General features: G+C 66.5%; 23 protein-coding genes. 7 read left to right on the top strand and 16 right to left on the bottom strand.

Features of this window, described 5'->3' with window-relative positions:
* Window positions 1-3: 3 nt before the first annotated feature.
* The 11 genes from WKB25_RS10480 to ccmA all read right to left on the bottom strand — a co-directional run bounded on the left by WKB25_RS10480 (window position 4) and on the right by ccmA (window position 8374).
* The gene (locus tag WKB25_RS10480) at window positions 4-348 is read right to left on the bottom strand and encodes a DUF1294 domain-containing protein (protein ID WP_340570446.1); all 345 of its coding nucleotides are present in this window, start codon (window positions 346-348) and stop codon (window positions 4-6) included.
* Window positions 348-1460: a homoserine O-acetyltransferase gene (locus tag WKB25_RS10475; protein WP_340570445.1), complete on the bottom strand. Its 1113-nt coding sequence runs from the start codon at window positions 1458-1460 to the stop codon at window positions 348-350. Before WKB25_RS10475 ends, WKB25_RS10480 begins: the two co-directional genes overlap by 1 nt.
* A gap of 136 nt (window positions 1461-1596) precedes the next feature.
* Window positions 1597-2586: a cytochrome C biogenesis protein gene (locus WKB25_RS10470; RefSeq protein WP_340570525.1), complete on the bottom strand. Its 990-nt coding sequence runs from the start codon at window positions 2584-2586 to the stop codon at window positions 1597-1599.
* Window positions 2580-3038 carry a cytochrome c-type biogenesis protein gene (locus WKB25_RS10465; protein WP_340570444.1) on the bottom strand — a complete coding sequence of 153 codons (459 nt, stop codon included), beginning with the start codon at window positions 3036-3038 and terminating at the stop codon, window positions 2580-2582. Before WKB25_RS10465 ends, WKB25_RS10470 begins: the two co-directional genes overlap by 7 nt.
* A 4-nt stretch (window positions 3039-3042) precedes the next feature.
* Complete coding sequence (locus WKB25_RS10460; protein ID WP_340570443.1) at window positions 3043-3660, bottom strand: DsbE family thiol:disulfide interchange protein; 618 nt, start codon at window positions 3658-3660, stop codon at window positions 3043-3045.
* Window positions 3661-3669: 9 nt separating this feature from the next.
* Window positions 3670-5589 (bottom strand): heme lyase CcmF/NrfE family subunit, encoded by a 1920-nt coding sequence (locus tag WKB25_RS10455; RefSeq protein ID WP_340570441.1) that lies wholly within the window; start codon window positions 5587-5589, stop codon window positions 3670-3672.
* Window positions 5590-6051, bottom strand: a complete 462-nt coding sequence (gene ccmE, locus WKB25_RS10450; protein WP_340570439.1) for a cytochrome c maturation protein CcmE — start codon at window positions 6049-6051, stop codon at window positions 5590-5592.
* Window positions 6048-6239, bottom strand: a complete 192-nt coding sequence (gene ccmD, locus WKB25_RS10445) for a heme exporter protein CcmD (RefSeq protein ID WP_100553022.1) — start codon at window positions 6237-6239, stop codon at window positions 6048-6050. Before ccmD ends, ccmE begins: the two co-directional genes overlap by 4 nt.
* A complete protein-coding gene (gene ccmC / locus WKB25_RS10440) occupies window positions 6236-7009 on the bottom strand; it encodes a heme ABC transporter permease CcmC (protein ID WP_340570437.1) in 774 nt (257 codons plus the stop codon). The genes ccmD and ccmC overlap by 4 nt, the downstream gene beginning before the upstream one ends.
* A 43-nt stretch (window positions 7010-7052) precedes the next feature.
* Complete coding sequence (gene ccmB / locus WKB25_RS10435; protein ID WP_100553021.1) at window positions 7053-7748, bottom strand: heme exporter protein CcmB; 696 nt, start codon at window positions 7746-7748, stop codon at window positions 7053-7055.
* Entirely contained in the window at window positions 7745-8374 is a 630-nt protein-coding gene (ccmA, locus tag WKB25_RS10430; protein WP_191077876.1) for a heme ABC exporter ATP-binding protein CcmA, read from the bottom strand. The genes ccmB and ccmA overlap by 4 nt, the downstream gene beginning before the upstream one ends.
* A gap of 189 nt (window positions 8375-8563) precedes the next feature.
* On the opposite strand from ccmA, the gene WKB25_RS10425 reads away from it, so the two are divergent.
* The 3 genes from WKB25_RS10425 (at window position 8564) to WKB25_RS10415 (ending at window position 11076) form a co-directional block, all read left to right on the top strand.
* Window positions 8564-9712: a pyridoxal phosphate-dependent aminotransferase gene (locus tag WKB25_RS10425; protein WP_265952928.1), complete on the top strand. Its 1149-nt coding sequence runs from the start codon at window positions 8564-8566 to the stop codon at window positions 9710-9712.
* Window positions 9713-9726: 14 nt separating this feature from the next.
* Entirely contained in the window at window positions 9727-10533 is an 807-nt protein-coding gene (locus tag WKB25_RS10420; RefSeq protein WP_340570433.1) for an amidohydrolase, read from the top strand.
* Window positions 10534-10638: 105 nt separating this feature from the next.
* Complete coding sequence (locus WKB25_RS10415) at window positions 10639-11076, top strand: hypothetical protein (protein WP_089236197.1); 438 nt, start codon at window positions 10639-10641, stop codon at window positions 11074-11076.
* A gap of 40 nt (window positions 11077-11116) precedes the next feature.
* On the opposite strand, the gene WKB25_RS10410 is transcribed toward WKB25_RS10415, so the two are convergent.
* From WKB25_RS10410 to WKB25_RS10390, 5 genes are all read right to left on the bottom strand, one after another.
* A complete protein-coding gene (locus WKB25_RS10410) occupies window positions 11117-11359 on the bottom strand; it encodes a protein L (protein ID WP_340570430.1) in 243 nt (80 codons plus the stop codon).
* A 170-nt stretch (window positions 11360-11529) separates the two neighbouring features.
* Entirely contained in the window at window positions 11530-12252 is a 723-nt protein-coding gene (locus tag WKB25_RS10405) for a hypothetical protein (protein ID WP_340570429.1), read from the bottom strand.
* A gap of 32 nt (window positions 12253-12284) precedes the next feature.
* Entirely contained in the window at window positions 12285-14000 is a 1716-nt protein-coding gene (locus WKB25_RS10400) for a pseudouridine synthase (protein ID WP_340570426.1), read from the bottom strand.
* Window positions 13993-14865, bottom strand: coding sequence for an SMC-Scp complex subunit ScpB (gene scpB / locus WKB25_RS10395; protein ID WP_340570424.1), 873 nt, complete (start codon window positions 14863-14865; stop codon window positions 13993-13995). The genes WKB25_RS10400 and scpB overlap by 8 nt, the downstream gene beginning before the upstream one ends.
* A gap of 13 nt (window positions 14866-14878) precedes the next feature.
* Window positions 14879-15784: a ScpA family protein gene (locus WKB25_RS10390; RefSeq protein ID WP_089236191.1), complete on the bottom strand. Its 906-nt coding sequence runs from the start codon at window positions 15782-15784 to the stop codon at window positions 14879-14881.
* 372 nt (window positions 15785-16156) lie between these two features.
* On the opposite strand from WKB25_RS10390, the gene WKB25_RS10385 reads away from it, so the two are divergent.
* From WKB25_RS10385 to WKB25_RS10370, 4 genes are all read left to right on the top strand, one after another.
* On the top strand, window positions 16157-16456 hold the full coding sequence (locus WKB25_RS10385) for a YciI family protein (protein ID WP_340570423.1): 300 nt from the start codon (window positions 16157-16159) through the stop codon (window positions 16454-16456).
* Window positions 16453-16728 carry a BolA family protein gene (locus tag WKB25_RS10380; protein WP_340570421.1) on the top strand — a complete coding sequence of 92 codons (276 nt, stop codon included), beginning with the start codon at window positions 16453-16455 and terminating at the stop codon, window positions 16726-16728. Before WKB25_RS10385 ends, WKB25_RS10380 begins: the two co-directional genes overlap by 4 nt.
* A gap of 164 nt (window positions 16729-16892) precedes the next feature.
* Entirely contained in the window at window positions 16893-17915 is a 1023-nt protein-coding gene (locus tag WKB25_RS10375; RefSeq protein ID WP_089238008.1) for a LacI family DNA-binding transcriptional regulator, read from the top strand.
* Window positions 17916-17991: 76 nt separating this feature from the next.
* On the top strand, window positions 17992-21048 hold the full coding sequence (locus WKB25_RS10370) for a TonB-dependent receptor (protein WP_340570419.1): 3057 nt from the start codon (window positions 17992-17994) through the stop codon (window positions 21046-21048).
* The last annotated feature ends 208 nt before the right edge of the window (window positions 21049-21256 follow it).

The raw sequence follows: 21256 nt of genomic DNA, 5'->3' as shown, positions 1-21256 counted from the left end.
CAGTTACTGCGAAAACTCGCGCAGCATCACCGCGATCGAGGCCACGTTGGCCAGCACGCACAGCCAGAACACCCACTGGAACTGCATCTTGCGATGTTTGTGGCGGAACACCGCCTGGCCGAGCAGGGCACCAGGCCAGCCTCCAGCAAATGCCAGCAGCTGCAGCGTACGTTCCGGCGTCCGCTGCTGATTGCGCTGCGCTGCGCGCTTGTCGTATCCATACAAGCCGAACGACACCGCGCTGGCCAGCGCGCACCACGCGCCCAACCACAGTGGAAACACGCCGCTTGCGGTCAAGCCGATCAACGCACCGAACGCGGCCAGCGCCAGATTGCGCCGCCACATCATTACAGTTCGTCGAGAAAGCCGCGCACGGCCGGGCCGAAACGTTCGAAGTCGACCAGGAACGCATCATGGCCCTGCGGTGATTCAAGGCCGATGAAGCGCGCATCCGCGCCGCCAGCGCGCAGGCCATCGGCCACCTGTTGCTGCTGCTGTACAGGGAACAGGATGTCGGTGTTCGCGCCAATTGCCAGCGCCTTGTCGACGCGGATGCCGGCCAGTCCGGCCAGCACATCGCCATCGCCATATTCGGCCAGGTCGAACCAGTCCATCGAGCGGCTCAGGTACAGATAGCAGTTCGGATCGAAGAAGCGCACGAACCGGCGTGCATGTCCTTCCAGATAGCTTTCGACCTGAAATTCCAGACCGAACGGATCATCGTCGGCCTGGTCTGAATCCAGCCGCACGCGACCGAAGCGGCCATCCCATTCCAGCGCCGAGCGGTAGGTGATGACGCCCAGCTTGCGTGCCATGCGCATGCCCGATTCCGGGTATGCCTCATTGTCGTAGTGACCACCGTTCCAGCGCGGATCCAACCGGATGGCTTCGCGCTGCAGCGAACGGATGGCGATCGAGAAAGGCAGGGCCTGTGCGCTGCCGGAAATGTTGATATGGCTGCGGGCGATGCCCGGATGCAGCAGCAACACTGCCAGCGCCGTCATCCCGCCCATTGAATTGCCGATCACGCAGGCGAGCTGTTCGATGCCCAATGCGCGCACCACGTCGATTGCCGCGCGTGCGCCGTCTTCGATCGACAGTTCCGGGAAATCCAGGCGATACAGTTCGCCGCTGGCTGGATTGATCGATGCAGGGCCGGTGGAGCCTTTGCAGCTGCCCAGCGAGTTCACGCAGACCACGAACCAGCGGTCTGTATCGATCGGCTTGCCGGGGCCGATCATGGCCTCCCACCAGCCCGGTGCAGGATTGGCTTCGTTGGCCGCCGCATGTGCGTCGGGCGACAGGCCGGTGACGATCAGGATCGCGTTGCCGGCGTCTGCGTCCAGCGCACCCCAGGTCTCGTAGGCCACGCGCGCACCGTGCAGGGCGCCGCCGCGTTTGCACGGAAAGGGGGAGGGCAGGGCATGGAAGCGGGTGCCGGGCGGAATGAATTCGGTCATGTGGGCATTCTAGCGGGGCGGCATGTGCAGCTGGCGACACGCTGGTTTCCATCGGCTGCGATTGGGCAGGCCGGCGGTCGCATCCACGCATGGCGTGGATCTACTGTAGAGCCACGCCCACGCTCGGCTGCGCACCTCAGGGGAACTGCAGCTCGACCACGCCGTCATGCGGCAGGCTGACCTTGACCGGCGCGGTCTGCAGGTCGTCTTCGCTGCGGTTGGCGCTGCCGCTGCGCGAAATACGCGCCAGTACTTCCACTTCGCGATGCGCCGACAGCGGTGCGGTCGGCATCGGGCTGTCGCCGTCGCCGAGGCCGACCGTTGCGGGGAAGCCGGCGAGGGGCAGCTTGCGTGCAGCCACCGGCATCGGCGGGCCGCCCACCACGCGTGCCAGCACGAACACCTGGGAGCTGGCTGGCCAATCACTCGCTTTCAACGATGCGGGCAGGTGCACCCGCACCTGCAGCAGCGCCGGTGCAGCTGCCGGTGCGTCCGACGGCTGGCCGGCCGCGTCACGGGCGATGGCGATCTGCGCCTGCAGCGCCTGCGCCGCGCCCGGCTCCAGGCGAGGCAGCAGCGTGCTCCAGAGATCGGCGGCCTCGGCGTTGCGGCCACGCTGGCGCAGCGCGATGCCAAGCAGCCAGCTCGCGCGTTCGGCATCGGGCGACAGGGTACGTGCACGCTGCAGCCATGCCAGCGCGGTGTCATCGAACTGCTTGCCCGGATCGGCCTGCGCGCGTGCCTGCGCGGCCTCGACCAGCACGCCCGGTTCGTCCGGTGCCAGTGCTGCGGCGCGGTTGAAGGCATCGGCCGCAGCGGCGGCATTGCCGAGCTCGGCCTGCGAACGGCCCAGCAGCGCCCAGCCATCGGCGCGTTGCGGATCACGCTGCAACGCTTGCTGCAGTGCTTCTACGCCGTCACGCAGGGTGGCGACCGACGGCGCGGGCTGCACCTGTGCGGCGCGGGGATTGCCAACCAGCAGGTACAGGCAGGCACCGGCCACGCCCAGTGCCACCACCCCCAGCACGAAGCTGCGACGGCCTTGCTGGCGCAGCGGCCACAGCACCACGGCCGCCAACAGCGCAGCGGCCACTGCAGCAAGCATCGGCAACCAGTGCGTCACCAGTCTTCTCCCTCGGTTGGGTTCACCACAGCGGACGCATCCATCTGCCGGCTGCGACGACGGACGATGCCCATCACCACCAGCGCGCCGCCACCCAGTACCAGCAGCGGACCACCCCACAACAGCCAGGTACCGGGTTGCAGCGGCGGTTGATAGAGCACGAATTCGCCGTAGCGGGCGACCAGGAACTGCTTTATCGCCGCATCGTCGAGGCCCTGCTGCATCAGCTGCAGCACTTCACGGCGCAGGTCCTGGGCGATCTGCGCATTGGAATCGGCCAGTGACTGGTTCTGGCACTGCACGCAGCGCAGCTGCGCAGCCAGGTCGTGGAAGCGCGCTTCCTCGGCCGTATCGCGGAACACCAGCGGCCGCGCATCATGCACCGGTTGTTGGGCGAGGCCGGCGTTCGGCAGCGCCAGGGTCATCGCCAGCAGCGGGGGCAGCAGCCAGCGCATGTGCTTACGGCGAGGCGTGCAGGGTGTTGCCGGCATCGCCTTGGGCCTTTTCAAGCTTTTCCAGCGCCGGAATCAATTTCTCGTCGACCACCTGTTGGGTCATCGCACCGCTGTACTTCCAGCGCACGATGCCACTGCCGTCGATCAGGAAAGTCTCCGGTGCTGCGGTCACGCCCCAGTCGATGGCGGTGCGGCCTTCGATGTCGCTCAGCACGACCATGAACGGGTTGCCCAGCTGTTCCAGCCAGTGCAGCGCGTCGGTTGGTTCATCCTTCCAGTTGTAGCCGATCACGCGTACGCGCTTGCTCTCGGCGAAGCGGGTCAGCACCGGATGTTCTTCACGGCAGGCCGCGCACCAGCTGCCCCAGACGTTGAGCAGGTAGGGCGCGCCACGCAGCTCTTCGCTGCGCACGATCATCTGCGGGTCATGCAGCACCGGCAGCGCGAACGCCGGCGCCGGCTTGTCGATAAGTGCCGAAGGCAGCACATCGCGCTGCGGATCGCCCGATTTCATCACCCCGTAGATCATCAGGCCAAGCAGGCCGAAGAAGAACAGGACGCCAATCACGATGGCTACCGGCGGCAGCGGGCGGGAAGGGCGTGGGGCGGGTGACTCGGACATGGGGAACTCCTACGGACGACGAAAGCGGCGATCGGCGGCGGCGATGAATCCGCCCAGGGCCATCAACAGCGCGCCCAGCCAGATCCAGCGCACGAAGGGCTTGATGTGCACCCGCACCGCCCACGCATTGTTGCCCAGCGGCTCGCCCAATGCCACGTAGACATCACCGCTGAGGCGTGCATCGATGCCAGCTTCGGTCATCACCTGGCCGCCGCTGGCGTACTGGCGCTTCTCCGGATGCAGCAGTGCCAGTTCGCGACCATCGCGCAGCACCCGCAGATGGCCGCGATCAGCGATGAAATTGGGGCCTTCGCGGTGGTCCACACCCTCGAAGCGCACTTCGTGGCCGGCAACCACCACCTGCTGGCCGGGTGACAGCGCGACTTCGCGCTGCACGTTCAACGCTTCCACCAGCAGCGCGCCGGCCAGGAACACCGCGACACCGGCGTGGGCGACGATCATGCCAAGCATCTCGGCGGTGAAACGGCCATTGCCACGCAGGCGCTGCCAGACGAAACGGGCGGTGCCCAGACCGACCCAGGCTGCTGCCGCGACGCCGATGCCTGCCTTCCAGCCATTCTGCGGCGCCTGCCACCAGGCCCAGGCGCCGAGCAGCACGGCCAGGCCCGCCCATGGCAGCAGCAATGCCAGTGCACGCGAGGGTTGGTCGCGCTGCCATTTCACCAGCGGACCGAATGGCAACAGCATCACCATCGGTGCCATCAACAGCAGGAACAGGCTGCCGAAGTACGGCGGACCCACCGAGATCTTGCCCAGCGACAGCGCATCGGCCAGCAGCGGGTAGAGCGTGCCGAGCAGGACCATCGCGCAGGCGCTGGCCAGCAGCAGATTGTTGGCCAGCAGCAGGGTTTCGCGCGAGGTCGCGGTGAAGCCACGGCGCGGATCGCCGGCATCCACGGCCAGCCGCGGCGCACGCAGCGCATACAGCAGCAGGCTGCCACCCACCAGCACCGACAGGAAGATCAGGATGAACAGCCCACGCGAGGGATCGGCGGCGAACGAATGCACGCTGGTCAGCACGCCGGAGCGGACCAGGAAGGTGCCCAGCAGCGACAGCGCGAACGCCGCGATGGCCAGCAGCAGCGTCCAGCTGCCGAAGGTGCCGCGCTTTTCGGTCACTGCCTGCGAATGGATCAGCGCCGCGCCGACCAGCCACGGCATGAAGCTGGCGTTCTCGACCGGATCCCAGAACCACCAGCCGCCCCAGCCCAGTTCGTAGTACGCCCACCAGCTGCCCAGTGCGATGCCCAGCGTCAGGAAGCCCCAGGCGATGTTGGTCCAGGGCCGCGTCCAGCGTTGCCAGCGTGCGTCGACGCGGCCTTCCAGCAGCGCCGCCACGGCGAAGGCGAACGGCACTGCGAAGCCGACGTAGCCCAGGTACAGCATCGGCGGATGGATGATCAGCCCTGGATCCTGCAGCAGCGGATTGAGGTCACGGCCTTCCAGTGGCACCGGGTTCAAGCGCAGGAACGGATTGGAGGTGAAGATCAGGAAGGCGAGGAAGCCGACACTGACCACGCCCATCACCGCCAGCACGCGCGCCTGTACCGGTGCCGGCAGATGGCACGAGAACAGCGCCACCGCGCCGGTCCACAGCGCCAGCACCAGCGCCCACATCAGCAGCGAGCCTTCGTGCGCACCCCACACCGCCGAATAGCGGTAGATCAGCGGCAGCAGTGAATTGGAGTTCTCGGCCACGTAGCGCACCGAGAAGTCCTGCTGCACGAAGGCTGCCGTCAGTACGGCGAAGGCGCCGGCCAGCAGCACCAGCTGGGCAAATGCAGCCGGGCGGGCAACCGACATCCATGCGTCGTTGTCGCGCTGCGCACCAACCAGCGGCAGCACTGCCTGCAGCAGCGAGGCCAGCAAAGCGCAGAGCAGGAGGATCTGACCGAATTCGGGAAGCACTCAGCGCACCTCGGGCGCCGTGACCGGCACATCATGCTTGCGATGGGCCTGGCCCATCTTGTCGGCCACTTCCTTGGGCACGTACTTCTCATCGTGCTTGGCCAGTACTTCGTCGGCGACGAACGTGCCATCCTGCAGGCGACCACTTGCGACCACGGCAGTGCCTTCGGCGAACATGTCCGGCAGGATCCGCGAGGTGGACACCGGCAACTGCGCATCGCCGTCGGTGACCTTGAAGTGCGCTTCCAACGAGCCGAGCGGGCGGTTGAAGGATCCCTTCACCACCATGCCGCCGAGGCGGAACCGGGTCTGTGCATCGACATCGCCGCGCAGTACTTCCGAGGGCGTGTACAGGTAGGCGATGTTGCGTTCCAGCGCCATCGCCACCAGCGCGGTGGCAAGCCCGGAGGCGAGCAGGGCCAGCAGCACCCAGGCCAGACGGCGGCGCTGTACCGGCGTCATCGCTCCAGCTCCGCCGACAGCGCAGGCGCGGCGACCTGCTGTGCGGCCTGACGGGCCTGCTGCCGCTGCTGGCGCGACTGCGCCTGGCGCCGTGCCGCGCGCAGGCGCAGCCACGACCCAAGGGCATCGGCGCCGAGCACCAGCACGAACACGGCGTAGGCGCCGATCACGAAGGGCAGGTGAGTCATGGCCGCGATTCCTCCACCTCGGTTGCACGGGCATCCACGCGGTCGCCAACCCAGGCCTTGCCGGCCTCGCGGTACAGGTTGTCGGCACGCGCCTTGGCCAGCAGCGAACCACAGAACCAGAGTTTGGTGGCGATCACCATCCACCACAGCGGAGCAATCAGCTCGGTACTGATGGCCGATTCACCGAACACGCTGATCGACTGGCGCTGGTGCAGGCCGCCCCACCAGTCCACCGAGTAACGGATCACCGGCAACAGGCTGACGCCGACGATGGCCAGCAGGCCGGCGGCACGCGCGGCACTGCGGCGGTCTTCGATGGCGTGGTACAGGCCGATCACGCCCAGGTACAGGAACAACAGCACCAGCTCGCTGGTCATGCGCGGGTCCCAGTCCCACCACGTGCCCCAGGTGCCTTTGCCCCAGATGCTGCCGGTCACCAGGGTGATCAGGGTGAAACCGGCGCCCATCGGCGCACAGGCCATGGCCAGGATCTCGCAGATCTTGATCCGCCAGATCAGCGCGATGGCGGCGTACACCGCCATCAGCGCGAACACGAACAGGCTCATCCAGGCGCTGGGCACGTGGATGTAGAGGATGCGGAAGCTGTCCAGCTGGCGGGCTTCCGGCGGCACCACCAGCAGCGCCTGCCACATGCCGACCAGCAGCACCGGTACCGCGGCGATGTAGAACAGTCGCGACCAGCGGGCAGCGAAACGATCGAACGTGGGAGGCGAGCCGAGTTGATGGAACCAGCGGACAATCGGATTCATGCGTGGCGGCTATCCAGCAGGGGTGGATTGGCTCTCAGCTCGGTCAACTCAGAGAAATACGGATCGCAGCAGCCGTTGCCAGCGGTGCCAGCACCAGGGCGATCACCAGTCCCGCGCCCAGCATCAGCAGCGCACCGACCGGATCCTGTCCGCGGCTGGCTGCCGCCAGGCTGCCGGCACCGAAGACAAGCACCGGTACGTACAACGGCAACGACAGCAACGCCACGAGAATACCAGAGCGCCGGATGCCCACGGTCAGTGCAGCGACCACGCCACCGATCAGGCTCAACAACGGTGTTCCCAACAGCAACGATGCCAGCAACATCGGCAGCTGGTCATGCGGCAGATGCAGCATTTCCGCCAGCAGCGGGCTCAGCAGGATCAGCGGCAGGGCTGTGGTCGCCCAATGCAGCAGCACCCGTACCAGCACCAGCCACGCCAGTGGTACCGGCGCCAGCAGCCATTGTTCGAGCGAACCGTCTTCGGCGTCGGAGCGGAACAGCGAATCCAGCGCCAGCTGCCCGGCCAGCAGCACCGCCAGCCACAGCACCGCACCAGCGGTGGCAGCCAGCGGCTGCGGGTCCCGGCCCTGGGCGAGGGCGAACAGCACCACCACCAGCAGGGCGAACAGCAGCGGCTGCAGCGCATCGCCGCGACGGCGCCAGAGCAGGCGCAGGTCGCGCGCCACCAGGGCGCGGGCGGTCTGCCACAGGCCCGGTTCAGTGCCCGGCGCGATCATGCGGCACCGCCGAGATCGAGCTGGCGGGTGCGTACCGGCGGGGCGGCATAGGCGCCATGGGTGGTGACCAGGGCGGCGCCGCCGCTGCGCAGGTGTGCGGAAATCATCCGGTTGACCAGGTTGATGCCTTCCAGGTCGAGGTTGGCATAGGGTTCGTCGAGCAGCCACAGCGGCGCCGGCGACAGCCAGATGCGGGCCAGTGCCAGGCGCCGCTTCTGTCCGGCCGACAGGTGCCGCACCAGGGTGTCCTCGTAGCCGGCCAGGCCGACGATGGCCAGCGCATTGCCCGGCATCTGCCGTGCGCGGCGACCGTGCAGGCCGCACAGGAAATGCAGGTTCTCCAGTGTGTCCAGATCCGGCTTCAGCGCCGGCAGGTGGCTGAGGTAGGCGACATAGCGCGCACGCTCGGCGTTGCTGGCCGGCTTGCCGTCGATCAGCACCTGGCCCGCGCCCGGGCGCGCCAGGCCCGACAGCACGCGCAGCAGGGTGGTCTTGCCGGCACCGTTGCCGCCCTGCACCAGCAGCGCCTCGCCTGCATCCACGTGGAAGTCCAGCGGGCCGAACACCGGCTCGTCATTGCGGGAGAAGCTCAGGCCGCTGGCGGCCAGCAATGCAGGGGTGTTCAAGGCGCAGGGGTCTTCATGCGGGAGTGCGGCGGCAATTGTAGCGGTGAAACCGCACCGGGTAGTGCCGGCCGCTGGCCGGCAGCTCTGCAAGGGACCGATGTAGCCGGTCGAGGTTGCCGGCCAGCGGCCGGCACTACCGCAGCACGGATTGCGTAAACTCAGGGGTCTGTCTCCCCATGCCCCAGGCCGATGCAACCGAACACCAAGCTGCCCAAGGTCGGTACCACGATCTTCACCGTGATGTCCCAGCTCGCCGCCGAACATGGCGCGGTCAACCTCGGCCAGGGCTTCCCGGATTTCTCTGCGCCGCAGCGCCTGATCGACGAAACCAGCAAGGCGATGGCCGCCGGCCTGAACCAGTACCCGCCGATGACCGGCGTGGCACCGCTGCGCCAGGCCATCGCGCAGAAGTCGCTGGACCTGTACGGCGCGCAGATCGATCCGGACACCGAGATCACCGTCACCAGCGGCGCCACCGAGGCGATCTTCAACGCCATCCACGCCGTGGTGCGTGCCGGTGAGGAAGTGATCGTGCTCGATCCGGCCTACGACTGCTACGAACCGGCGATCGAACTGGCCGGTGCCACTGCAGTGCATGTGCCGCTCGACCCGCAGACCTTCGCCGTCGACTGGGACCGCGTGCGTGCGGCGATCACCCCGCGCACCCGCCTGTTGATGGTCAACACCCCGCACAACCCGTCCGGCGCAATGCTCGACGAAGCGGACATGCAGGCGCTGGCCGATGTGCTGCGCGGTACGCAGATCTACCTGATCTCCGATGAGGTGTACGAGCACATCATCTACGACGGCCGTCGTCATGAATCGGCACTGCGCTACCCGGAGCTGCGCGAGCGCACCTTCGTCATCTCCAGCTTCGGCAAGACCTATCACTGCACCGGCTGGAAGATCGGCTACGCGGTGGCGCCGCCGGCGATGACCGCCGAATTCCGCAAGGTGCACCAGTACAACACCTTCACCAGCTTCGGCCCGGCGCAGTACGGCTTTGCTGCGATGATCCGCGACGAACCGCAGCATCACCTGGAACTGGGCGCGTTCTATGAAGCCAAGCGCGACCGCTTCCGCGAGCAGCTGGCTGGCACACGCCTGAAGGCGCTGCCGGTGCCGGGCGGCTACTTCCAGCTGGTCGACTATTCGGCCATCAGCGACCTGCCGGACCACGAGTTCGTGAAGTGGCTGACCATCGAGAAGGGCGTCACCGCCATTCCGCTGTCGCCGTTCTACGAAACCGCGCCGGTCGGCCAGCGCCTGGTGCGCCTGTGCTTCGCCAAGAACGAGGCCACCCTGGACGCGGCGATCGAACGCCTGCGCCTGCTATGAGCGGAGAAGACAGCATGCAGGACCTGCGCATTTCCCTCGTCCAGGGCGACACCCGCTGGCACGACCCGGCGGGCAACCGTGAGTATTACGGTGCGCTGCTGGCGCCGCTGGCCGGGACCACCGATCTGGTGATCCTGCCGGAAACCTTCACCAGTGGCTTTTCCAACGAGGCCATCGCACAGGCCGAAGGCATGGACGGCGCGACCGTGGCGTGGGTGCGCGAACAGGCCACGGCCTTGAATGCGGCGGTGATCGGCAGCGTGCAGCTGCGCGATGGCGAGGGCGTCTACAACCGCCTGCTGTTCGCCACCCCTGACGGTGGCCTGCAGTACTACGACAAGCGCCATCTGTTCCGTTACGGCGGCGAGCACGAGCGCTATGCCGCCGGCCGCGACCGCCTGTGCGTGGAATGGAAGGGCTGGCGGATCAATCCGCAGGTCTGCTACGACCTGCGTTTCCCGGTGTTCTGCCGCAACCGCTACAACGTCGAGCGTGTTGAACAGCTGGACTTCGACCTGCAGATCTTCGTCGCCAACTGGCCGTCGGCGCGCGCCTATGCGTGGAAGACCCTGTTGCGCGCGCGGGCGATCGAGAACCTGTGCTTCGTCGCCGCGGTCAACCGCGTAGGCGTGGACGGCAACCAGCTGCACTACGCCGGCGACAGCGCGGTCATCGACTTCCTCGGCCAGCCACAGGTGGAGATCCGCGAGCGGCAGCAGGTGGTGACCACCACCATCTCCGCCGAAGCACTGAACTCGCATCGTGCACGCTTCCCGGCCATGCTCGATGCCGATGCCTTCCATCTGGATGTACAGGCCTGATACGGCGGCTGAACGCCTGCCGCCTCACCGCGCGCGCCTGCATCCAACGTGCACGCGCGCGCTGCTAGATTCGCCCACATTCCGACCGATGTGGACGTGTTGCCGATGAATACCAAGCCGTTTGCCCTGCTGCTGGCGCTGGCCGCAGCCTCCCTGGCCCCGACCGCGCAGGCCGGTGGCAATCTCGATTGCCAACTGCGCTACAACCTGTCCGGCTGGTCGCTGATCTACAAGACCGCCTCGGGCAACGGCACCATCCACTGCACCAATGGCGCCAGCATGCCGGTGCGGATCCAGCTGAAGGGCGGCGGCCTGACCGTCGGCAAGTCGAAGATCACCGATGGCCGTGGCAGCTTCACCGGCGCCAGCAGCGTCGGCGAGCTGCTCGGCACCTACGCCTCGGTCGGCGCGCATGCCGGTGCAGTGAAATCCAGCAACGCGCAGGTGATGACCAAGGGCGATATCTCGCTGGCCCTGTCCGGCACCGGCAAGGGCTGGGACCTGGGTGTGGACGGCGCCGCGTTCACCATTAGCCGGCGTTGACTTAAAAAAGGGGACGGAGGAGATCCGTCCCCTTTTTGCATCAGACGCCGTCGGTATTGGTGCGCACGATCAGCTTCCAGCGGATGTCGCCCTGGTGGGGCGAGTGCTGGTGATGGGATTGGGGCGGGAACGGGTCGTTCTTGTTGCACGTCACTTCACGCTTGCAGCCCTTGCGGCGATAGATGCCCGAGACCTGAACCTTCTCGGCCGGGCCGTAGGTGTCAGTCCATACCTGTGTGGCCTTCTCTGCCTGCAGGTGCGCTGCTTCGGTGTACCACGCCATTGTCATTCCCTCATGTTGTTGATGAGGCTTCACGATAGTGATCCGCCGCGCCGCTCGCGTCGACCTGTGGCACGAATTGCACGTTTTCAAACAATTCCCAAGCGCGCTCCACTACGCAGAAACCCCGGCCGTGGCCGGGGTTTTCCGTGTGTCGCACCGTCAAGGACGGCTTACTGCTGGGCCAGCAACCAGGCCAGGGTGCCGCGGTGCGGCTTGGGCAGGGTGGCTACAGCGTTGAACATCGTGCGCGAGGCCCAGCAGACGTCAGCCGGTGCGGCGGTTTCCATGTGCGGCATGATGGCCATGGCGCGGGATCGCACCGCATCGCTGGGCAGGCTGGCCATGAAGGCTTCCGAAGCTGCCTGGATCTGCGCTTCGCTGATCTTGCTCGGCGGGCGTTGTTCCAGCTCGGCGATGCCGGCCTGGTAGCTCATCTCGAACCAGGCGTCGATATCTGCAGGCGGGAGTTTTTCAAGCTGGGCGAAGAACAATGTGCTCAGCTGAGCCACTTCGGCAGCGGTGGTCGCACGGGAAATCCGCGCGCAGTCCTCCACCGGCATGGCGTGCAGGACGCTTGCCATGACCTTGGCGCGTTGCTCCAGGCGCTGCGGTGGCAATCGCGTAATGCCGTCGAGGGTCAGCTGAGCGCCGACCTGTAGTGCTTTATCCTTGCTGCCGGCCTGCTTGATGCGCTCCGTATAGCGCGGATCCACGATCAGCCGGCGCACCATCCGGTCCGTGGGGGCGTACAGCGGGGAAGATTTCGGCCACGGGTTCTGTGTGGCGGCCAGTTCCTGCTTAAGGCGGTTGGCGGCGCGTTCGCAGCCACCCGCCACCAGCATCAGGGCCAGCAGGGCGCCCATGCGGGCGCCCAGAGACAACATCCGTGTCATCGATCGTTCCATCCTGGTCTGGTTGGGTTGGATCAGCCGCCGCGCGGGCCGCTGCGACGCGGGCCACCCGGGCCACGGTTGCCGCCGGGGCCACCCGGGCCGCGGTTGCCACCCGGGCCGCCGGGACCACGGTTGCCACCGGGGCCACCCGGACCGCGGTTGCCGCCCGGACCACCGGGGCCACGGTTACCGCCCGGACGTGCATTCGCATTGCCGCCCGGACGACCGTTGCCGGCCGGACGAGAGGTGCCGTACGGACTGAAGCCCGGATTGGCGTGGTCGGACGGGAAGCTCGGGGCATTGCCCGGATGGCCGTACGGGTGCTTGTTGCCCTGGCCCTGCGAGCGGTTGCCCGCACCGGCCGGGCGACCCTGGCCGCCGGCGCCACCACGTCCTTCGCCACCGTAGCCACCGCGACCTTCACTGCCGTAGCCGCCACGACCCTGGCCGCCGCCGGCGCCCGGACCCTTCGGCTTGCCGTACGGACGGCCCTGGCCGCCTGCACCTGCCCCCGGACCTCGCGCGCCGGGGCCACGTGCGCCCGGACCGGCATTGCGGTGGCCGCTCGGGCCGGTGCTGACGCCATCAGGCACGTACCAGGTACGGAATGCGGCCGGGTTGCCTTCCGGCAGCGCGCGGTCGTTCTTCGGCGCGCGCTGCTTGAACGGGCGCTGCGACTGCTTGGCTGCGGCTTCACCGCTGACCGTCAGGCCGCCCTTGAAACCGCCGCCACCCTTGCCGCCGCGACCGCGGCCGCGGTCTTCGCGGACGTTGTCGAAGCGACGCAGTTCGCGACCTTCATCAGCGGTGCTGTGCCCGTTGACGTAGGCGTTGCCGCGGCCACCTTCGCGCACGCGCACGGTGGTCTTGGCGGCACGACGCTGGCCAATCACCGGCTGCAGTGTCAGGGCCGACGGCGCGCCTTCTTCCAGCTTCAGTTCGGCGCGCAGTGCTTCGACCTGGCTGCCCGGCAGTTCGACGGACTGGCCGCGGGCCAGTTCGCGCGGCAGGCTGACCTTGCCGTAGCGGGTGCGCTTGAGGCGGCTGACCTGGCAGCCCTGCGATTCCCACAGGCGGCGCACTTCGCGGTTGCGGCCTTCCTTCACCACCACGCGGAACCAGTCGTGCGAATCGGTGCCGCCGATGCGTTCGATCTCATCGAACTTGGCCGGGCCATCTTCCAGCGCGACACCACGGGTGAGGCGTTCGACGACGGCATCGGGCACCTTGTCTTCGCCTTCCGGGGCACGCACGCGCACCACGTACTCGCGCTCGACTTCGAACGAGGGGTGCATCATGGCGTTGGCCAGCTCACCGTCGGTGGTCGCCAGCAGCAGGCCGGTGGTGTTGATGTCCAGGCGGCCGACGGCGATCCAGCGGGCGCCCTTCAGCGCCGGCAGGGATTCAAACACGGTCGGGCGACCTTCGGGGTCTTCGCGGGTGGTCACTTCGCCTTCCGGCTTGTTGTAGACCAGCACGCGCGAGGGCTCGGCCAGCGCGGTGGCGACGAAGCCGCGACCGTCGAGCTCGATCTTGTCGCCGCTCTTGACCGACATGCCGGTCTGCGCGACTTCACCGTTGACCTTGACCAGGCCTTCGGCGATGCGCTGTTCCAGCGCACGACGCGAGCCGAGGCCGGCCTGGGCCAGGACCTTGTGCAGGCGTTCTTCCAGCTTGAACTGTTCGGACGTGGCTTCGCGCTTGAGCGAAAGCTTGTTCAACGAGGGCTTGCGGGGGGTGTCACTCATCAGTTTTGCTCCGGCCGACGGTTTCGAGGTCGGCCTCTGGTTCGGAATCGGCTTGGTCAACAGCCACGGTCGTCTTCGCGACGGCGTTGTCTTCGCGTTCGTTCACTGTCACCGCGCGCTCGCCCGGCGCGGAATCGGGGTGCCCATCATCGGAGGGCGAAGGTGCTTGCTCATCGTCGGCCGCCGCAGGGAATGCGTCGGCAGAATCGGGGGTGTCGCCAGCGGTGACGCTGGTGTCGTCATTTGCAGCGGCGTCCGGGTCGGCGCTCACGTCCGGGCCGTCGGCACTGGCGGCGGGCGGTGCGTCGCGATCCAGCGCCAGCTGGGGTTCCAGGTCGCCCAGGTCCTTCAGCTCGGAAAGGGGCGGCAGTTCGTCCAGGCGTTTCAGCCCGAAGTAGTCCAGGAAGCCCTTGGTGGTGCCGAACAGGGCGGGCTTGCCGGGTACGTCGCGGTGGCCGACCACGCGGATCCACTCGCGCTCTTCCAGCGCCTGGATGATGTTACTGCTGACCGCCACGCCGCGCACCTGCTCGATCTCGCCACGGGTGATCGGTTGCCGGTAGGCGATCAGCGCCAGCGTTTCCAGGGTGGCGCGGGTATAGCGGGTCTTGCGTTCGGTCCACAGCCGGCTGATCCAGCCATGCACTTCGGCGGTCACCTGGTAGCGGAAGCCGGAAGCCACCTCCACCAGTTCCACGCCACGGTCCTGGCAGCTCTCGCGCAGCCGTTCCAGCGCACGTTCGATGCTGCCCGGCGGTGCCGGCTCATCTTCCGGGAACAGGTCCTTCAGCTGGGCCAGGGTAAGCGGCTGGCTGGAGGCCAGCAGCGCACCTTCGACAATGCGGTTGATCAGCGTTTGATCCATCGGCAGTCAGCGCTCACTCGTTTTCATTGGCGGCGTCGTTGTCGTCGAATTCGCTGCTGAACTGCAGCGGGGCATTGGTGTTGCCGGCGGCCAGGGACTTCACATAGATCGGCGCCAGCGGTTCTTCCTGCACGAGGTCCAGCAGCTGTTCCTTGGCCAGTTCCAGCACGGCCAGGAACGTGACCAGCACGCCCAGCTTGCCTTCTTCGGCCGTGAACAGGTTTTCAAAACGATAGAACCTGCCGTCTTCAAGCCGTCCCAGCACTTCACCCATGCGCTGCCGGACACTCAGCGCCTCGCGCTTGATCGCGTGGCCGGTGAACAGCTCGGCGCGCTTGAGCACGTCGTGCAGCGCCATCAGCATTTCCTTCAGGTCCACCGGCGGCGGCAGCTTCACTGCGGCGCGCTCGGGCATGAAGGCATGCGCCACACTGGTGTCACGGTCCTGCCGGGGCAGGGCGTCGATGTCCTCGGCAGCCTGCTTGAAGCGTTCGTACTCCTGCAGCCGTCGCACCAGCTCCGCACGCGGATCGGCTTCCTCGCCCTCCACGCTGGGGGGGCGGGGCAGCAGCATGCGCGACTTCACTTCCGCCAGGATCGCCGCCATCACCAGGTACTCGGCGGCAAGCTCGAAGCGCAGCTCGCGCATCACGGTGATGTATTCCACGTACTGCCGGGTGATCTCGGCCACGGGGATGTCCAGCACGTCCAGGTTCTGCCGGCGGATCAGGTACAGCAGCAGGTCCAGCGGTCCTTCAAAGGCGTCCAGGATGACTTCCAGCGCATCCGGCGGGATGTACAGGTCCTGCGGAATCTGCAGGACCGGTTGCCCATGCACCACGGCCAGCGGCATTTCCTGCTGCTGGGGGGCGGGCGGCCGGGTTGGCGTGTTCGCGTCGAGCGCGAGTTCGGAAGTCATCTAATGGAGATCAGGATTGCAACGGACCAGTCGCGGCAGCTGGCACACCGGGCAACTGCCACGGACCGCCAGGACACCAGGCACGCCTGTCTCGGCGCGGTTCCACACATCAAACAACAGGACGCTCCGCAGGACACGGCAGCGACAGGACTACGGGAGGTCGTCTACGGGGCCCGGTCGAGTGGACCGGTTCGAAGCAGCGGGTCGGTCGTCGGGGGCTGCGTTGGCCGCAAAAACCGACGGGCTGCTGCATCCAGCCACGTGCAATGATTGCTAGGGTAAGCCTTTGCCGCGCCGGTGTCCAGCCGAGGCCGGGCAGGCGGTGGGATTGGCTAGAATCGGCCCACCAGCAACGCAAGCGAGGAAATGCCGGTGTGGTATGTGATTGAAGGATATGACGGCCAGGATGTACTGGCCCAGCGGCTGCAGGCGCGGCCGGAGCACCTGGCGCGGTTGACCGCATTGCGCGATGAAGGCCGCCTGCTTCTGGCCGGGCCGTGTCCGGCGATCGATAGCGAAGACCCTGGCCCGGCAGGGTTCAGTGGCTCGGTGGTGATTGCCAACTTCGACTCGCTGCCGCAGGCCCAGGCCTGGGCCGATGCCGACCCCTACGTCGCCGCAGGCGTCTACGTGCGGGTGCAGGTGCGTCCGTTCCGCAAGGTGCTGCCGTGAACGCGAAACGGATCGAGCAGATTCGTGATGCGCTGCAGCAAGCGCTGGCCCCCAGCGTGCTTGAGATCGAAGACGACAGCCATCGCCATGCAGGCCACGCCGGAGCGCGCGATGGTCGCGGTCATTTCAACGTGCATGTGGTCAGCGAGCGCTTCGCGGGGATGGCACCGCTGGCCCGTCATCGCGCCGTCTACGCGGCCCTGGGCACCTTGATGGAAACCGACATCCACGCGTTGTCCATCCGCGCACGCACCCCGTCAGAGCAGGGCTGAAACCCTGTCCCGAGCTGTCCTGGCAGGTCCATCGAGGGGCCTGCCAGGGACAGATTTCTGTGTCCGTTTAGGGACATTCGCCTAACGGACTGTTTACAAGCGCAGATGGAAACGCTTACATTCCGCGCCATTGCTGGTAGATCCAAGCCGTGGAGGGCGGCTTCGTGAACAAAGCAGCCATAACAATCAAAGACGTCGCCCGTGAAGCCAAGGTCTCTGTGGCCACCGTTTCGCGCGCGCTCAACGGGCATGAAAATGTCGCCGAACCGGTCCGCCAGCTTGTGCTGGAGGTGGCCGCACGGCTGCGTTACACCCCGCACGCCGCCGCCCGCAGCCTGAGCAGCCGCCGCACCAATACGGTGGGCGTGGTGCTTCCAGACCTGTACGGCGAATTCTTCTCCGAGCTGATGCGTGGCATCGACAACGTCGCCCGCAGCCGGCGCCAGCACTTGCTGGTGTCGAGCTATCACGGCGACCAGGAGCAGCAGGGCGCAGCCCTGCGTGCCATGCGCGGCCGGGTCGATGGTCTGCTGGTGCTCTCGCCCTATGCCGAGAGCCCGGGGTTCCTGACCGACAACCTGCCGCAGGCATTGCCGACGGTACTCATCAACACCTACCTGCCTGGGCAGGACCATCCGGTGTTGAGCATCGATGACCATGCCGGCGCGATGGCGATGACCCGCCACCTGCTCGACGCCGGCCATCGGCGCATTGCATTCATTTCTGGCCCGGACCTCAACTTCGACGCGCGCGAGCGCCTGCGCGGCTTCCGTGATGCGCTGGCGGCTTTTGGCGGTGGCGCGGAGGGGATCGAGTTGCCCGGTGATTTCGACGAAGCTTCCGGCCATCGCGCCGGTCAGGAGTTGCTGGCAGCCGGCACGCTGCCCGATGCCGTATTCGCCGCCAACGACATGATGGCCCTGGGCTGCCTGTATGCCTTCGCGCAGGCAGGTGTCCATGTGCCGTCCGATGTCGCCCTGGCCGGTTTCGATGACATTCCGCTTGCGCGTTTCGTCCACCCGTCGCTGACCACCATGCAGGTCAGCATCGCCGAACTGGGCGATCGGGCGATGTCGCGCTTGCTGCAGTTGATGGACGGCACCTCCACGGATGGGACAGGGGACAAGCAGACCCTGGTCCCGCGCCTGATTGTTCGCGATTCCACCACTCCGCCATCGGGCCATTGAAGCCAGAGGCGTTCCTTCTTTTTTGATTGATCGCAGGTGCCGCGCAAGCGGTCACCGCCACCCGGAGATTGAGTTGATGATGCATTCCACGATCCGCACGCCGGCGCGCCGGCTGCTGAGCACCGCCCTGGTCAGCTGCCTGATGCTGGCCGCCGCCCCGAACGTCATGGCGCAGTCGGCCAACGCCAGCCTGCGCGGCCAGGTCTCCGGCGCTCAGGCCGGTGCCGAAGTCACCGCTACCAATGTCGCCACCGGTACCGTGCGTCGCGGCACCGTGCGCGCCGACGGCAGCTATTCGCTGATGGGCCTGGACCCGGGCACCTATGACGTGGTGGCCAATGGCCAGACGCAGAAGGTGACCGTCACCGTCGCCTCGACCTCGACGCTCAACTTCGCTGGCGCCGCCGCCGGTGGCACCGGTACGACCGCCGCCACCAACCTGGACACCGTCAACGTCGTCGCGCCGACCCTGCTGCAGGAAGTGCGCACCTCCGAAGTGGGCAAGACCGTCAGCCTGCAGCAGATCCAGACCACCCCGCAGGTGTCGCGCAACTTCCTGGAGTTCGCCGACGCGGTGCCGGGCCTGATCTTCACCCGTGATGCCAAGGGCAACACCTCGCTGCGCGGCGGCGCCACCAATGCCGACGGTACCAACGTCTACATCGACGGCGTGGGCCAGAAGAGCTACGTCAAGGGCGGCGGCGTGGCCGGCCAGTCCGGCAGCGCCGGCAACCCGTTCCCGCAGTTGGCCATCGGCGAATACAAGGTCATCAGCGGCAACTACAAGGCCGAGTACGGCCAGGTGTCGAGCGCCGCAGTGACCGCTGCCACCAAGTCCGGTACCAATGAATTCAAGGGTGAGGCGTTCTACCGCTACACCGATGAGGACATGCGCGCCAAGACCCCGGCCGAGCGCCAGGGCGGCAAGGACAAGATGGTCTCGGCCGAGAAGGAATACGGCTTCGCGCTGGGTGGCCCGATCATCCAGGACAAGGCGCACTTCTTCGTTACCTATGAAGCCAAGCGCTTCGACCTGCCGGTCACCATCGCGCCGGACGGCGCGGTCACCGGTGCTGCCGGCCTGCTGCCGCCGGCAGGCGCCGCCGGCCTGGGCCCGGCCAGCCAGCCGTTCCAGCAGGATCTGATCTTCGGCAAGATCGACTTCGAGCCGACCGACAACGATCGCATCGAACTGACCTTCCAGGACCGCGATGAAACCCAGTCGCAGTTCAGTGGCCAGACCTCGCCGGAAGCCGGCCGTGAAGTAGTCAACACCGACCGTCGTTACGCCCTGCGCTGGAACCACAGCGGCGAGCGTTACTACAACGAAATGATGGTCACCCACGAAGATTCGTTCAACAACCCGACCCCGCTGACCCTGGCCAACGGCATCACCTACACCGCACCGGACGGCACCGAAGACCGCACCGTGGTGAAGATCGGTGGCGCCTCGGCACTGGATTCGCAGGTGAAGGGCCAGAAGGGCTGGTCGATCGAAGACAACCTGACCCTGGATGGCATCCAGTGGGCCGGCGACCACACCATCAAGATGGGCGTGAAGTACAAGGCGATCGACCTGTACGCCTCCGATGCGGCGCAGATCAACCCGACCTTCACCTACAGCCTGGGCGATCCGGACTTCCCCGATTCCATTCCGTACAAGGCGCAGTTCGTCAAGCCGGTGACCGGCGTGTCGGGCGTGTCCGGCGAAGTGCGTTCGAAGTCCAAGCAGTACGGCGTGTTCATCCAGGACGACTGGCAGGTCAACGACCACCTGCAGCTGAACATCGGCCTGCGCTGGGACTACGAAAAGACCCCGTCCTACCTGGACTTCGTCACCCCGCAGGCCGTGGTCGACGCGATCTATTCGCAGGATCCGCGCGGCCCCGCCGGCCAGACCTACGCCGATTCGCTGGCGCTGGGCGGTCTGGACATCAGCGACTACATCAGCAACGGCCACAACCGCAAGGCGTTCAAGGATGCCTGGCAGCCGCGCCTGGGCTTCTCGTATGACATCAACGCCGACGAGCAGCACGTGATCCACGGTGGTGCCGGCCGTTCCTACGACCGTGACCTGTTCGACAACCTGCAGCTGGAAACCACCAAGCTGGCACTGCCGCAGCCGACGATCTACTTCCGCAACCCGGCCACCGGCACCTGCATCAACGGCCAGGCCGCCTGCTATGACTGGAACCCGAACCTGCTCAACGGCATCGGCAACCTGCAGGCACTGGTCGGTGCAACCAGCAATGCGGGCCTGGAAGTCGATCTGCTCAACAACAAGCTGAAGGCTCCGTACTCGGATCAGTTCAGCCTGGGCATGAGCAACCAGATCGGTGACTGGCTGACCGACGCCACCATTGCCCGTACCCTGAGCTACGACGGCTTCGCCTTCACCCTGGGCAACCGTTACCCGACCGGCCAGTTCTTCGATGATCCGCGCCTGTGCGGAGGCACCGAGCCGGGCCTGAGCCAGGCCTGGAGCTGCAACGTGCCGGGCTTCGGCAGCCTGATCATCGGCCAGCAGGGCATCAAGACCCGTGCGACCCAGATCCTGCTGTCGGCGCAGAAGCCGTTCACCAAGGAAAGCGGCTGGGGCACCTCGATCGCCTATACCTGGACGACCGCGCGCCACAACCGCGATATCAATGAGAAGTACGCCTTCGACCGCGGCCTGATCGAGGATTACCCGACCATCCGTTCCAACGGCGCGCCGCGCCACCGCCTGGTGGTCACCGGTTCGTACGCGGGCTTCTGGGGCATCACCTTCGGTGGCAAGATCACCCTGGCCACCCCGACCGCCGTCAATGACTGGTACCCGGTGCCGCAGGCCAGTGGCTACAACCTGCCGACTCCGCAGGCGGCTGTGCCCAACGCCAATGGCAAGTTCCTGCTGGGCGGCAAGATCTTCGGCTACCGTTCGGTCGACCTGCAGGCGACCAAGACGTTCAAGCTGGCGGGCGATACCGAGCTGTACGCGCGTATCGACATCATCAACGTGTTCAACTTCGACAACTTCTCCACCTACAACTACGTCAAGAGCAACGGCAAGCTGCAGGCCAGCTACAACGAGACCGGCGACATCATCGGTACGCCGCGTCAGGTCAAGGCCGAAGTGGGCTTCCGCTTCTGATTGCAGGAAGTTGATGCAGTACGGAGCCATCGGTTCGCCGAAGGCTCCGGTTTCAACGGCAATGGCCGGCCTTCGGGTCGGTCCATTGCCCATGTCATTGCCGGGCAGGGGGCAATGGCGTGGGCAATGACCGCGGTGTCATCAACCACGTTTTCGTGGTTTTTTAAGACCGCACTTTGTAAACGATTTCAGGTCATTGGACGTTATG

Source organism: Stenotrophomonas sp. G106K1, assembly GCF_037969685.1.
GTDB lineage: Bacteria > Pseudomonadota > Gammaproteobacteria > Xanthomonadales > Xanthomonadaceae > Stenotrophomonas > Stenotrophomonas lactitubi.
Note: the sequence above shows the minus strand (reverse complement) of the source record. Positions and strands in the feature narration are given on the sequence as shown.